Origin of the sequence: Pseudomonas sp. NFACC10-1 (assembly GCF_900119195.1) — a bacterium.
In the GTDB taxonomy this organism is placed as follows: Bacteria; Pseudomonadota; Gammaproteobacteria; order Pseudomonadales; family Pseudomonadaceae; genus Aquipseudomonas; species Aquipseudomonas cerasi.
In genome coordinates, this window is the sequence record NZ_FPJB01000003.1 from 1 (window position 1) to 13,784 (window position 13,784).

At 59.6% G+C, this 13,784-nt stretch carries 11 protein-coding genes, 1 rRNA gene and 1 pseudogene; 4 read left to right on the plus strand and 9 right to left on the minus strand.

Annotated elements, in window-relative coordinates:
* Positions 1-25: 25 nt before the first annotated feature.
* Positions 26-141: ribosomal RNA gene (rrf, locus tag BT119_RS08645) — 5S ribosomal RNA — on the plus strand.
* Between the two features lie 121 nt (positions 142-262).
* Here rrf and BT119_RS08650 read toward each other — a convergent pair.
* The 4 genes from BT119_RS08650 to mksB all read right to left on the minus strand — a co-directional run bounded on the left by BT119_RS08650 (position 263) and on the right by mksB (position 6,474).
* On the minus strand, positions 263-1,510 hold the full coding sequence (locus BT119_RS08650; protein WP_072365382.1) for a right-handed parallel beta-helix repeat-containing protein: 1,248 nt from the start codon (positions 1,508-1,510) through the stop codon (positions 263-265).
* 173 nt (positions 1,511-1,683) lie between these two features.
* Entirely contained in the window at positions 1,684-4,503 is a 2,820-nt protein-coding gene (mksF, locus tag BT119_RS08655) for an Mks condensin complex protein MksF (protein ID WP_003391215.1), read from the minus strand.
* Complete coding sequence (gene mksE / locus BT119_RS08660; RefSeq protein ID WP_003365786.1) at positions 4,500-5,207, minus strand: Mks condensin complex protein MksE; 708 nt, start codon at positions 5,205-5,207, stop codon at positions 4,500-4,502. Before mksE ends, mksF begins: the two co-directional genes overlap by 4 nt.
* Positions 5,197-6,474: an Mks condensin complex protein MksB gene (gene mksB / locus BT119_RS08665; RefSeq protein WP_003404706.1), complete on the minus strand. Its 1,278-nt coding sequence runs from the start codon at positions 6,472-6,474 to the stop codon at positions 5,197-5,199. Before mksB ends, mksE begins: the two co-directional genes overlap by 11 nt.
* Positions 6,475-6,618: 144 nt before the next feature.
* Between mksB and BT119_RS08670 the strand changes: the two genes are divergently transcribed.
* Positions 6,619-7,425, plus strand: a complete 807-nt coding sequence (locus BT119_RS08670) for a hypothetical protein (protein ID WP_058416321.1) — start codon at positions 6,619-6,621, stop codon at positions 7,423-7,425.
* On the plus strand, positions 7,418-7,870 hold the full coding sequence (rimI, locus tag BT119_RS08675) for a ribosomal protein S18-alanine N-acetyltransferase (RefSeq protein WP_003365779.1): 453 nt from the start codon (positions 7,418-7,420) through the stop codon (positions 7,868-7,870). The genes BT119_RS08670 and rimI overlap by 8 nt, the downstream gene beginning before the upstream one ends.
* Positions 7,871-7,879: 9 nt before the next feature.
* On the opposite strand, the gene BT119_RS08680 is transcribed toward rimI, so the two are convergent.
* Positions 7,880-8,287: a hypothetical protein gene (locus BT119_RS08680; protein ID WP_003365778.1), complete on the minus strand. Its 408-nt coding sequence runs from the start codon at positions 8,285-8,287 to the stop codon at positions 7,880-7,882.
* 170 nt (positions 8,288-8,457) lie between these two features.
* On the opposite strand from BT119_RS08680, the gene can reads away from it, so the two are divergent.
* Positions 8,458-9,096 (plus strand): carbonate dehydratase, encoded by a 639-nt coding sequence (gene can / locus BT119_RS08685; RefSeq protein ID WP_003345939.1) that lies wholly within the window; start codon positions 8,458-8,460, stop codon positions 9,094-9,096.
* Between the two features lie 57 nt (positions 9,097-9,153).
* On the opposite strand, the gene BT119_RS27765 is transcribed toward can, so the two are convergent.
* The 4 genes and pseudogenes from BT119_RS27765 to BT119_RS08700 form a co-directional block, all read right to left on the minus strand.
* Positions 9,154-10,017 carry a methyl-accepting chemotaxis protein gene (locus BT119_RS27765; RefSeq protein WP_371857168.1) on the minus strand — a complete coding sequence of 288 codons (864 nt, stop codon included), beginning with the start codon at positions 10,015-10,017 and terminating at the stop codon, positions 9,154-9,156.
* Positions 10,012-10,818: pseudogene (locus tag BT119_RS27770) on the minus strand (MCP four helix bundle domain-containing protein); the annotation flags it as partial. The gene BT119_RS27765 and the pseudogene BT119_RS27770, both read right to left, overlap by 6 nt.
* 119 nt (positions 10,819-10,937) lie before the next feature.
* On the minus strand, positions 10,938-11,597 hold the full coding sequence (locus BT119_RS08695) for an HD domain-containing protein (protein WP_072365769.1): 660 nt from the start codon (positions 11,595-11,597) through the stop codon (positions 10,938-10,940).
* 65 nt (positions 11,598-11,662) lie between these two features.
* On the minus strand, positions 11,663-13,684 hold the full coding sequence (locus tag BT119_RS08700; RefSeq protein ID WP_072365385.1) for an acyltransferase family protein: 2,022 nt from the start codon (positions 13,682-13,684) through the stop codon (positions 11,663-11,665).
* Positions 13,685-13,784 lie beyond the last annotated feature (100 nt).

The window sequence follows — 13,784 nt, forward strand, 5'->3', positions numbered from 1 at the left end:
ACGGCACGATTCGGTACCCGAATTTCTTGACGACCATAGAGCATTGGAACCACCTGATCCCATCCCGAACTCAGTAGTGAAACGATGTATCGCCGATGGTAGTGTGGGGTTTCCCCATGTGAGAGTAGGTCATCGTCAAGATTGAATTCCAGAAACCCTCTTCGCTTACGCGTTGAGGGTTTTTGTTTGTCTGGGGTTCCAGAAATCTCTGCATCCTCTGTCTATTGCAATGCAGCCGCATAGGCGCCAGAGACCCCAAGACTTAGTGAAACGCCCCCATCCCTGCCAGTCTGCTGCCAGGTCGAAGGTGGAAGCTGCGCAGCACTGGCAGGCTTCCGTCCGGCTGACGTGGCGCATCCCACCCCGTCTCCGAAACATCCTCAAAGTCTGCGTCAGTTACCGGCGTTGGCAATGTCCAGGAGTTGTGTGCCATATCCAGTCCTTCGGTGTTAACGGTCAACCGTCCCTTGTAGGCGATGTTGTTGAGCAGGTTACCGAGAGGGATCAGTGAACCATCCGGGGCGATACCTGCCATGTTGTAGTTCACGCCATTTGCAAAAGCCGTGTTGTTGATGAAGTCCAGTGCCAGGGTATGGTGATTGGCATAGAAACCAGCGGACTTGTTGTCGAAGGCAACTGAATTACGGACGATGTGTTTCACGCCGTCAGGCACATACTTGCCACCGTATCCGCCGGCCTTGATGCCATTACCATTGCCTGCTTCAAGTTTTGTTCGCGTGCCAGGCAGGTAACCCTGCTGCCATGCCCATGAGCTTTCGATGGTGACTGGCGAAAAGGCATTGATCAGGTCAAAGCCGTCGTCAGAATTGGCCCACGCTCTGCAGCCGCGGAATACATTACCTGGATGGCCCGCCTTGATATGTGCGCCGAAGCCGTCTGCACTCTGACCTGCGCCGTTTGAGGTGTAAGGATCGTAGTTGTGGTGAGAGTCGGAATTCAGTACCAGGTTATAGCCGCCGTTCTGAATGAACAGGCCGGGTCCCATGTTGTGATGCAGATTGAGTTGCTCGAAGGTATTGTGGCTGCCGCTGTTCCAGATGCCCCATGACTCGTGGTTGAGATGGTTTTCCGGCTGCTGCGGTACGCCGGTCACCTCCAGCCCCTTCAGGTGTAGCCAGCTACCGGTAACGTTGAAGCCTTTCACCCTACAATCGTCTTTCATGGCCGAGAAATCGAAAACCGGTGTTTCGCCCGGATAGGCCCAGTAGCGTATGGGTTTGTTTTCGCTGCCGCTGTTGTTCAGGGTGATGGCATTCACGGTGTCTGTGCGGGTAGCGCAGCGGTTGATGCCGGCTGTGTAGGCATAGGTGCCGCCGCGAAAGTACACCGTGTCGCCGGCCTTTGCGGCTTGCTGCGCACGCATGATGGTGCGCAACGGTGAGGCTTTGGTACCGGCAGCGTGATCATCGCCATTGGGGGCCACGTAGTAGTCAGTTGCATGCGCTGTTGCAGCGACGACCAGCAAGACCGTCAGCAGTATCGTTCTCATGGGATCACTCCAAGCCTGCCTGGTGTAATCGTATGCGTGTTTGCTGCACCTCATTATGAATTCGATGAGTAAAGAGTCTGCTCGCCTGAGGCCTGCAACACGGCCTCACTCAATTCAAAGACGATAAAAAAGGCCGCATTTTCATGCGGCCTTCTGTTCACAGCAATCAGCCTTTAAGAGGCCAGTTCCGGAACCTCTGGTTTCACATCGTCACGACGCTGAATGTATTTCCAGTCCGCTTCATCAATGTAGATGCCATTGGGTCCGCTACCGCCTTCCAGGTCGATGGCAACATGAGCCGAGACCTGTGGCTTGACACTGGCCAGAATTGGAACGAAGCCTAGTTGCAGGCTGGTTTCCAGCAGGGCTGCCTGATTCTTCTCGTCGATGTCTGCGGCTTCGTCGAGGTAGTAAGGCAAACGCACCCGCCCGGCCTGATCGCGATCCATCAAGTGCAACAGCAGGTACATGTTGGTCAATGCCTTGATGGTCATCGTGGTGCCGTTGGAGGCAGCCCCATCGATATCGGTGTGGATAACCGGCTGACCATTGACCTTGGTGATTTCGAATGCCAGTTCGAACAGGTCTTTCAAGCCCAATTGGTTGTGGTTGGCAGCCACAAGCCGGGCCAGATATTCCTTGGCTTCTTCGTTCTTGTTGTCCTGCTCTGCGCTCTGGCTCAGGTCGAAGACCGACAGCGTCTCGCCTTCCTCGTACTGCCCGGCGCTGTGGATGATCTGATCGATGTGCTTGAGCGCTTCCTTGTTAGGGGCGAGCACGATACGGAAGCTTGCCAGGTTCGAGACCTGACGCTTGTTGATCTCGCGGTTGAACAGCGCCAGTTGATGCTCAAGGCTGTCGTAGTCGCTACGGATGTTGCGCAGGGTACGTGCGATATCCGTGACCGCAGCGCGACGCGCCTTGCCCAGCGTAAGCGCTTCGTCGGTACGGTGCGCGTAGGCATTGATCAATAACTGCAGGCGACGCTCCATGTCGTCCTCGCTGTCGAACTTGGCCACACCCTTGAGGCGAACCTGTGCGTACAGCGCCTCAATCTGCCCATCGCTGCGCAACAGACCCTGCCAGCTGTCCTGATAGTCGTTGAGCAGCGGCAACAGGTTATCCATGGAGTCGTCGATCGGGTCCATGAACGGTGTGCCGAAAGGCAGGTCTGCTGGCAGTAACTGACGGCGACGTAGCGCGTCGTCCAGCGTGCGTTGCTTGGATTCCATATCGCCGATCTGACGTGCGATCAATTGCAGCTTGGCTGACAGTTGCTGCACGCGCTCAGTGAACGCGTCGCTGGAGCGTTTCAGTTCATCCTGAGCGGCTTCCATCTGCGCAAGTTCTTCCAGCTTGGTGGATTCCTCCGCGCTCAAGGTCTGGCAGCGGCGGAAGTCTTCAAGCGCTTTTTGCGCATCCAGCACTTGTTGATAAAGCGCTTCGGTCTGGGTCTTGCTCGCCGAACGGTCGGCAGCGACAGCCTGCTGGGTTTTCAGTTGTTTGAGTTCTTTCTCCAGTCGCTCTTTCTGATCGCGCAACGCGGCACGATCGGCCAGCGCCTGCAGGGCAGGCGGCTCGATGCTCGACAGGTTGATGGTCAGCCCCGGTACTGCAAACTGATCGCCCTTGAAGCCATCCAGAATGGTCTCCAGCGACTTGACCCACGCATCGCCATCATCCAGCGCAATACCTTGCTCACCCAACGGCAAGCTGAACAGTGCGCTGTTGAACAGACGCATCAGACGTTCGACGTCCGGCTGGGAAAACTCTTCGCGCAGGCGGGCGTAGCTGTTGTTGTCCGCATGATCGAGCTGCTGTTTGACCGACTTGAGGCGTTTTTCCAGATCGCGCAGGCGCTCGTCCAGGTCTTCGGCGCTGAACTGCCGGGACTGGGCCAGCGCACCGGCCAGCTCATCATGAGCGTCCTTGGCGGCGAGCAGCTGTTGCTCCAGCACCTTGACGTCATCGACCAGCGCAAAACGATTCTTCAGCACCGACAGCTCGCCGACCCAGCGCTGGATGCTGCTGATCTCGCGCTCCAGGCGCATCAGTTCCTGGGTGCTGCTGCGCTGATCGTTTTGCATCTCATCCTGCTGAGCACGGTAATGCTCAGCCTGGATCACCAGCTCTTCTTTGCGCGCACCGGAGTAATCCGACCAGGTGCCGAGCAGTGAATCGAGGATCGGTGACAGACGATGCAGTTTGCCGCGCAACACATCGCGCTGTTTGACGCCAGCGGCCAGCGCCTCGACCAGAGGGCCGGCCAGCACCAGCGAGTTGTAGTCCTGTTCCATACGCCGCACATCGCGGAAGGCTTCTTCACAGGCGGCAATGTAGTCGACGCTGCCCGAACGCAGGCTGTGCTCGAAGGCATCCAGAAACAGCTGCTTGAGTTTGGCAGCCGTGATTTCGCGCATGTGCAGCAGGTTGATGAACAGTGCGCGGAAGGTCTTGAGGCTCTGCTCGCTGGTGGAGCGCAGCGGGATCAAGGTCAGGTCCAGCGGAATCGACGTGTGGCCGCCGACCAGCAGACGGCGCAGTTCGTCAGGCTTCAGCTCGTAGGCTTTCAGGCCCTGGCTTTCCAGGTTGCTGAACAGCTCTTTCTGACGCAGGCAGGTGTCGTTCTTCTGGTAATGACCCAGATCCAGCTCGCCGGCATAGGCGAAGAACTGATGGCCGAAGCCGCCACCCGGACCGCGACCCACGACGCCGATGACATGCGGGCCATGAGGCAGGGAAACTTCCACCAGAATATAGCTGGTGTCGGAGGCGAAGTAGAAGCGCCGCGATTGTTCCAGGCTGTACTTGCCGAAGCTCATGTCCGACATGCGCGCCAGAATCGGGAATTGCAGGGCGTTGATCGAGGCGCTTTTGCCGAGGTTGTTCGCACCATATACCGACAGCGGATTTTCCAGCGGGAACAGGCCGAGGCTGTAACCGGCAGTGTTCAACAGGGCAAAGCGGCGGATGCCATAACGTTCCTGGCTCATGTGTCCATCTCCTGTCGTTGCTCATCGGCGATTGCCCGGGCCAGTGCCTCTTCCTCGGTCTCTTCACCGAATTCAGCCAGGTCCAGCGGGTCATCGGTTTCCAGCAGTTTCTCGTCGCTGTCGTCATCGATGAGCACGGGCGTCGGCAGGGGCAGGGCGCTATGCAGGCTGGCGGCCAGATCGCGATCCTGTTGCACCGACAGGCACACATCGAGAAAACGGTGCATCGGCGGCAGGAAGCGGTAGATACCCACTTCCTCACTGGCAAAGCCCAACTGCGTCATGCGGCGCATGATCTTTTCTTCGAGCTCTTCCGGGGTCTGCACTTCAGCCTGGAGAAACAGATCGCGGTACTTTTCCAGCATCGAAGGCAACTCGTCGCGGCCCAGGCTGCCACCGTCGAGCACCGACATGGGGTCACGGCCCTGATCTGCCAGATGTTCAACGAGGATGAAGGTGAACAGTGCCAGGCGCTGGGCGGTCTTGTTGACCTGCGCGGCAGCCAGTTCAGGCACGAAGTAATAAAAGCCACGCGTGTCGCAGACCAGTTCGAAGCCCAGTGCCTTGAACAGCGTGCGGTACTGGTCCTGGCAATTGGAGAGCTGGGTGTACAGCTCCGGGTCGCGGCGGCTGATGTGATAGCCCTTGAACAGCTCGCGAAAGATCGGCGCGAGCTGGGACATTTCGGATAGATCAAGATGCATGAACGGTGCTCTCGGAATGCTCGGCCTGCTCGTCTTTTGCAGCGAGCAGGGCAAAGGAGCGAAGGCTGACGCGGTGCTCCCGGGTGAAATATTCGCGACGCTCGAGGCGTTCACGGGCGAAGCGCTTGTCGCGCGACAGGCGCGAGAACCAGTAGAGCAGCTCGTCGGTCTCCCCGGTCGGCTCCTGCTCCAGCAACCAGACCATCAGGTCAGGCATCGGCAAGGCGTCTTCGCAGCGTTCGAGCATCTCCTTGACCGTACGCGGTGCGCGTGGCGCCTGGCCCTTGCGGGTACCGCTGGCCTTGGGGAATCTCGCGGGTTTCGGCTCAAAACGCGCCAGGGCATACACGTAGGCCTCGACCTGACTGGCACTGCCCAGGAACGTGCTTTGCGGACGGGTGAACATCGGCATGGCAGCCTGCGGCACCGCATCCAGCCCCTTGCGGCGAATGGCGGACAAGGCCAGCGCTGCGCCACGGGTCACCGCATTATGGCGACGCGCTTCTTCGCGCAACGGCAGCAGCAGTTCGCGCGCATGGCGCAAGGTCAACTGGGCGCTGGTCTGCATTTCCAGAATGCGCGCGTGGGTGCGCAGCAGCATGTCGTCGTCGACCAGGTGACCGAGACGTTGTTGCTCGGTCAGCAGGCGCAGCAGGACGTTCTCGACCTTGCGCACGCCCTGTTCGAACGCACCGTCTGCGTTGACCAGTTGAATCATCGGCTCGACGTATTCGTCCCACGTCGCCAAGACTTCGGCATAGCGCTGACGCAACGGGATCTGCCGGTCACTGGTCTTGGCCCGGTCGGCCACGGCGACCAGCGCCTGTTCGTCGTTGGCGAGCTTCTTGAGTACGTCGCGCACGCGCATGTCCAGCAGCCGCAGTTGTCTGGCCAGATCGTTGGCGTCGCGAACCTCGAATGCATCCTGAATGTAACCGGCCAGTCGCTCCAGATGGCGCAGGTAGGCCTCGATTTCCAGGCACAGGCCCAGACGGTGCTCGCGGCGCAGGTACGACAGGAAGTCATGGATCTGTGCGTTGAGCTCGAAACGGTTCGGGCTTTTCGCGACGGGCACCAGAATGTCCAGACGGATCCACACGTCCAGCAGGTTGGTGATGTCTTGCGGAGTGCTGTCCTGCTGCTGAGCGCCCAGTTGCAGGCGCAGCTCGCTCAGGCTCAACGTACCCTGGTCGAAATGTTCGCATAAGGGCTCAAGGAGCGCCCAGTGCTCGGCAAGGGCGCGCAGAACGCGCTTGGGTTCGATCATCGTTAGGCCGACTGTTGGCAAGTGAAAAGCGGCAATTGTACTGCATCAGCCGACTGATATTTCACCTGCGGGCGATATGCTGCAGCGCAAAAAGGCGAACAACGCTAGAATTGCGCGCTTAACTTATCCACAGGTGGCTGACCCTTGCTCAACGAGTCCCGTCGCCGCGCTTATTTGACTGCCATGCAGGTGGTCAACTGGCTGCCGCGCACAGAACTGCCATTCGCCGCGCCGTCGCGCCCGCTGCTGCTTGTGCCGTTGCCGCTGCCGGTCGAGGTGCAACGTGTCGCGCCTGCTGCTTCGCCAGCGGAGCACGCTGCACCTGCCGAAACGTCGAACGTCGAGCCGATGGCACGGCAGCCCGAACGCCCGAGGGTCGAGGTGCCGCGCCCTTCACTGGCCAGCACGCGCGCAGCCACCCCGGCCGCCGAAGAGGCCGAGCCGGCGCCGCCCAAGGCGCCGGTGGTACCGCCACCGCGCTTTGCCCTGCAATTGTTGCGCGCCGGACGCTGCCTGTTACTGGTCGAACTCACCACCGGTCAGCCGTTTCAGAGCCGTGATCCTTCCTACCTGCTGCTCAAGGACATGCTGCGCGCCGCCGGTCTGCCCGACAGCCCACAGATCATCGGCGAGCCCGTGCGCTGGCCATTGCTGGTCCGCGGCCAGATGGACCAGGGCCCGGAGGCCGCGCGTGATTTCGTGCAGGGCTTCGTCGGCGCGCGGCTCGAGGACGAGCCTTGCGCCTGCCTGTGGCTGATCGGGCTGCCGTCGATGAAGTACGCCGGTGAAGCCGATGCCGAGTCTTACCACCGTGAGCTGCAGATTGAAGGCCTGGGCACGGCCTGGGCGCTGCCAGGTCTTGAATTACTGATGGACGAGCCTGAGCGCAAGGCGGATGTCTGGAAAGCCATGCGTCGGCTGATGACGCGCTGGAAATCGATCGATGAGTGATGCCGTAACCTTCCGCCGCATGACCGAAGCCGACATGGACGCGGTGCTGAAAATCGAATACGCGGCGTTCAGTCATCCCTGGACACGCGGCATCTTTCTCGACGGGCTCAAGTCCTACGAGATCTGGCTGATGTTCGAGGGCGCGCAGCAGGTCGGGCACGGCGTCATTCAGGTCATCATCGACGAAGCGCACCTGCTTAACATCACGGTCAAACCTGAAAACCAGGGGCGGGGTCTTGGCTTGTTACTGCTCGACCATCTGATGAAACGCGCTTATCAGCTCAATGCACGGGAATGCTTTCTGGAGCTGCGTGACAGCAACCGTCCAGCCTATCGTCTGTATGAAAACTACGGTTTCAACGAGATAGGCCGGCGTCGCGATTACTACCCGGCAGTGGGCGGCCGTGAAGACGCAGTGGTCATGGCCTGCACGCTTTTCGAGTAATACTGGCTGTCAGCGCTGGGTGTTGCCGTCCAGCGGGTCGATGATTGCCAGTTCTTCTTCGTCCAGGCCGTTGCCACCGCCGATGTCGTCTTCGTCGACTACGGTCAGGTCCAGATCAGCCGGGTCGCCATCGCCCTGCTCGGACGGTGAACGAGCACCGTCTTCACGAATCAGGGTTTCCGGAGACAGATCATCGTCAGTCGAGTGATGATCATCCGTGGAAGCACCCGTGAGACCTGCCTCACGCACGCGCTGATCCGGAATTTCATGTTGTAGCTCGCCTTCAGGGATAAGATCGCCAATACGGCCCGGTTCTTCCTCGTCGAAATCGAGTGTTTCCATGGAGCCCATACGGTCTTCGTTATCGTCGATGGGTTCCGGTTCGGTAGCACCGAACGGACGGCGTGAATCGTTCATGGGAAATCCTCATGTCAGGTGGTCGTAAAAAGTGGACCGGCCATGACTTTGAAGATTCCTTTTTGTTGACCGACGAGCGTTGGTGAATTTTGCCAGTAGTGGCAAACAGGCGTGACTTGAAGGATTCGACTCCAGTCCAAGGCTGGGCATCATTATCGAGGCGTCAAAGCATGAACGAGCTACAAGACCTGATTGATAACAATGCACGCTGGGCCGATGCGATAAAGCAGGAAGACCCTGAGTTTTTCGCCAAACTGGCCCGCCAGCAAACCCCTGAGTTCCTGTGGATCGGTTGCTCCGATGCACGCGTGCCGGCCAACGAAATCGTCGGCATGCTGCCGGGTGATCTGTTCGTTCACCGCAACGTGGCCAACGTCGTGCTGCACACCGACCTGAACTGTCTGTCAGTGATTCAATACGCAGTGGACGTGTTGAAGGTCAAACACATTCTGGTCACAGGCCACTACGGTTGCGGCGGCGTGCGGGCGTCCATGCAGGACCGCCAGTTCGGCCTGATCGACGGCTGGCTGCGCACGATTCGTGATCTGTATTACGAAAACCGCGAGTTGCTGGCCAAGCTGCCGACCGAGGAAGAGCGCGTCGACCGCCTGTGTGAATTGAACGTGATCCAGCAAGTGGCCAACGTCGGTCACACCAGCATTGTGCAGAACGCCTGGCACCGTGGGCAGAGCCTGTCTGTGCATGGCTGCATCTACGGCATCAAGGATGGCCGCTGGAAAAGCCTCGACGTGACCATCAGCGGTTTCGAGCAACTGCCGCCGCAGTACCGTCTGCGTCCGCAGGACTGACAGCCGATCGTCGCCAGCCAGCCTGTTGTTGCAGGCTGGCTGGCGACGTTCAACCCATCACAGCACGAAACGCTGCACCATCAGGTTCAGGTCATTGGCCAGCATCGACAGTGCGTTACTCGCGACGGTGGTCTGCTGCGCGCCTGATGCGGTCTGGCTGGACAGGTCGCGAATACTGCTCAGGTTGCGGTCCACTTCAGTCGCCACCTGGGCCTGCTGCTCTGCGGCACTGGCAATCAGCAGGTTGCGGTCGTTGATGGTGGCGGTTGACTGGATGATCACTTGCAAGGCTTCGCCGGTCGAGGCGGCCTGTTCCATCGTCAGGTTGGCCTGCGTCGCCGTGTGGCGCAGCGAGCTGGCGGTTTGCTGGGTGCTTTGCTGCACGCCGCTGATCAGCCCCTCGATTTCCGCGGTGGAGGCACTGGTGCGCTGCGCCAGTGAGCGGACCTCATCGGCCACCACGGCAAAGCCGCGTCCGGCTTCGCCTGCCCGTGCAGCTTCGATAGCTGCGTTCAGCGCCAGTAAATTGGTCTGATTGGCAATTGCACGAATCACATCGAGGATGCTGCTGATGCTCTGGGTGCGTTCGGCCAGCCCTTCAGCCTGATGCGACGAATCCAGCACATTCTTGGTCAGTTCCTTGATCGAAAGAATGGTTGCCGACAGCTTTTCCTGCCCTTGTGCTGCCGCCTGGGTCGACGCCTCTGATTCGGTCACGGTATTGCTGGCGTTGCCTGCCACTTCGATGGCCGCCTGACTCATCTGATTGACTGCGACAGCAGCCTGCTCGATTTCAGTGTTCTGCAGCTGCAGATTGAGCGCACTGGCTTCGGCGATGCTGCCCATTTCCTGAACCGATTGCGACAACTGTGCCGCCGCCGCGTAGATCTGGTCGATCGTGCTGTGCAGGTTGGTGCGCATGCGCCCCAGGGTGATCAGCAATTGCGCGGTCTCGTCCTTGCCGTCCGGTATCGGGTGTTCGCTCAGGTCACCATCGGCAATGGTGCTGGCGATGTGTAAAGCCTGCCGCACCGGGTGGATGATACTGACGCTCAGGCGCCAGGCCAGCAACAGGGTCAGTGCCAGAACCAGGCCGATGGTGCTCAGCGCGATGATCCGCGTTTGCTCGTAGCTGGCGCTTGCGGCCTCTACAGCGGTGGCCGCACTCTGCTTGTTCAGTTCGCGCAACAGCTGCACTTGCATGTCCATCAGGTCGCCTTGCAGCGAGAGCATGGTGTTGGCCAGCATCCTGGCCTCGTCCAGCTTGTTCTGCTCGATCAGCGCGATCTGATCCTGCAAGCCGGGCATGAAGGCCTTGTAGGCATCCTGCAACGCGACAATCGAGTCATGCTCTGTGCCCGACTGAACGCGTGCGAGGTATTCAGAGAAGCCTTTCTCTACCTCATTCCTGAGTTGTTCGACATTGATCTTGCTGTTGATGACGGCACCCGGATCGTCGGCGTTGGCGATCAGACGGGTGGTTTCGCTGCGCAGTTTGACCAGGCCGATGGCGATGGCATCTGCAGTGGCGATACTGGGCAGGGCGCCGCTCTCGACCGCCTCGCCCTGGGTGCGGATAGCTTGCATCTGCAACAGGCAGAACGCGCCAAGCGCGACCATCAAGAGGGAGGTGACAGCGAAGCAGATCACCAGGCGCAGCGTGATTTTGAAGCGGCGCAAGAGTGTTGTCGTTGTGGCTTGCCGACGTAGGAAACGAGGCATAAATCTTTTCACGGCACACAACCCCTATAAACACACGGACCTTCTCGGAGAGCCGTTTATAGGGCAATTGTGTGATGTCTTTATGACATCTCTTGAAGGGTTGCCGTGCAGTTGACGAATCATGGCTGGGGAAACGCAACTTCCTCCATCAGTTCGTCCAGAAAGCGTTTGACCCGGTGGTGCCGGACTTTCGCCATCTGTGCGCCGGTATCGGTCTGAAAACCGTCAGCCAGGTGCAGCAGCTTGGTGTGGAAGTGGTCGACGGCGAAATTCAGGTCGTCATAGGGACGCCGGCTGGCATGCGGGTCATTCGGGTCGTAGAGCCCTTTGCCGAGCCGCCCTGATACGTAGAAGGTGCGTGCCACACCAATCATGCCCAGCGAGTCCAGACGGTCGGCGTCCTGCAGTATTCTCGCCTCGAGGGTCAAGGGCGTGATCGCCGCCGAGAAACTGTGCGCTTCGATGGCGTGGGCGACGGAGGCGATGCTCTGTTCATCCCAACCCATCTCGGTCAACAATTCGCTGGCCCGCGCTGCCGCCAGTCGTGATGCGCTGGCGCGAAACGGCGAGTCTTTCTCGACTGAAACGCAGTCATGCAGCAGTGTCGCCGCAATCAGGACGCGGGCATCGCCGCCTTCACGGTCACGAATGGCGCAGACGTTTTTCCACACACGCAGCAAGTGCGAGACATCGTGCGAGCCGTCGATTTTCTCTGCGTGAGTGTGGGGTATCAGCAGGTTGGCCAGATCCTCGAAGGGGGTAAAGCTGGCGGCGGTCATGCGGTGGTCCTCGGGCGTCTGGTCAGGCATCAGCATTACAGACAATGCCGCCTGATAAAACCCTGTCACTGCTCAAGAATATGGCTGATCTGACCGGCAAGCAGCCCCGCACCCCGGGCGTTGAGGTGGTTGAAATCCTTGTAGTACGAATGCAGGTCGCCGATCAGGCATTGCCTGTCCTTGCAGAAGGCGTCATCCAGCGTGATCAGGCTGATGTGTTGCGATTGGCTGGCGCGCAGGAACAGCTGGCGGGTGAAACGCTGCAACAGGTCGTGTTTTTCGACCGGCACCGACAGTTCGCTGACCCGCTGTAATGCCTGCGCATCGCTTTCCGAAGCATCCCGCGCCAAGCGGTAATAAAGACTTTCAGGGTTGATCATTTGCTGTGGTACCTGCGCAACGATGAACAGCTCGGCGCCGATACTGCGGTAGGCCTCGATCGTGTGTTCAAGCGCCTGGCTGAATACCCTGCGCGAGGTTTCCCGGCTTTTCTGCGGATCGGCGCGTGAGGTCAGGAAATATTTGCTCATCGTCCTCTCGCTGTAATCGTCGCCGGTATACAGCGTCCAGCGCGCCACCAGCACGACCTTCTTGATCCGCTGCTGTTTCACGTATTCGAACTCCCGATCGGCCAGCGCTTCGCAGACCCCCGCAGCATAGTTGCCGTTGGCCACGTCCACGCCGAGCAAGGGCAGGCAGCCGCCCAGGCCGATATGCGCGAGGGTTCTGCCCTGATCCCGAGCGGCGGCGTCGAACGTGGATAACAGCGCCTCGGAGTGGCTGTCGCCGAACAGCGCCATATCCGGCACTGTCTGACTGTCAGCGAGCCCGAACAGGCAAAAATCGACGTTACCGCCTTTGCCGGCCAAGGGCGGGTCGCATTTGTCGCGTATCAACGGGTCGGCGAATGCCTGATGCAGCTCCGGGTCGACAGCGAAGCGCTGGGGAAAGCCGTTATTCACATAGCCGACCAGCCCCAGCGCGATAAACAGCGTTGAGGCAGCGCCTGCCGTGGTGAAAATCTGACGGCGATTGAAGGTGCCCGCCTTGCGAAACGGCTGCTCAACGAAACGCCAGCTCAACCAGGCCAGCATCAGAGACACAAGGGCAAGCGCCAGCATGAGCAGCAGGCCCGGTTCATTCAGCTTGTACTGGCGGGCGAAGGCAAAAACGGGCTGATGCCACAGGTAGGCGCTGTAGCTGAGCATGCCGATCGCGACCGGCACACGTGTACTCAGCGCGCTTCCAACCCAGGTTTTGCCATGCGCGAAGACGATGACTAACACCGCACCCAGCACGGGTACCAGTGCATTAAGGCCGGGGAAGGGCGTGCTGCTGTCGAAACCGACCACGGCATAACCGATCAGCAAAATCCCCAATGCCGCTGCCGTCTGATCGATAACGCTAGCACCCCCGGTGTTGCGCGGTCGCCAGGCAAAGTAGAAGGCTATGAGTGAGCCCGCCAGCAATTCCCAGGCGCGTGCCGGCAGCAGATAAAACGCGTTGCTGGTGTCTTGATGGGCGCCCTGTTGCGCCAGCGTCAGGCTGGCCAGGGCGACGACCATCAGCAGCCCAATCAGCCTGCTGCGGCCCAGGCCCCAGGTCAGCATCAAGAGCAGCGGGAAGAACAGGTAATACTGTTCCTCCACCGCGAGCGTCCAGGTGTGCAACAACGGTTTGAGTTCTGCCGTGGCGTCGAAATAGCCGCTTTCCAGCCAGAACAGCACGTTGGATGAGAAGGTCGGCACCGCCACCAGACTCTTGGCGAAGTATTTCAGGTCAGACGGATCGAGCGTCAACCACGCGACAGGCAGGCAGATCAGCATCATCACGAACAGCGCAGGCAGGATGCGCCGCGCGCGTCGTTCGTAGAAGTCGATCAGCGAGAAACGCCCTTTGATCTTCTCCGCGATGATGATCGACGTGATCAGATAGCCGGAAATCACGAAAAAGATATCGACGCCCACGAATCCGCCGTTGAACAGCGGCAAGCCCGCGTGGAACAGAATGACCGGGACGACCGCGAGCGCGCGCAGACCATCGATCTCGGGCCGGTAGCCGAGTGCCGGGTTGTGAGGCATGCCCATGTGATGTGCTCAGTGCAGTAAGTGGCAAGAGACGGTAAGTGCACGCTGCAATAGCTACCGCCAACGCGAGGCGCAGGGGTCGTGTAGGGAGAGGTCGAAG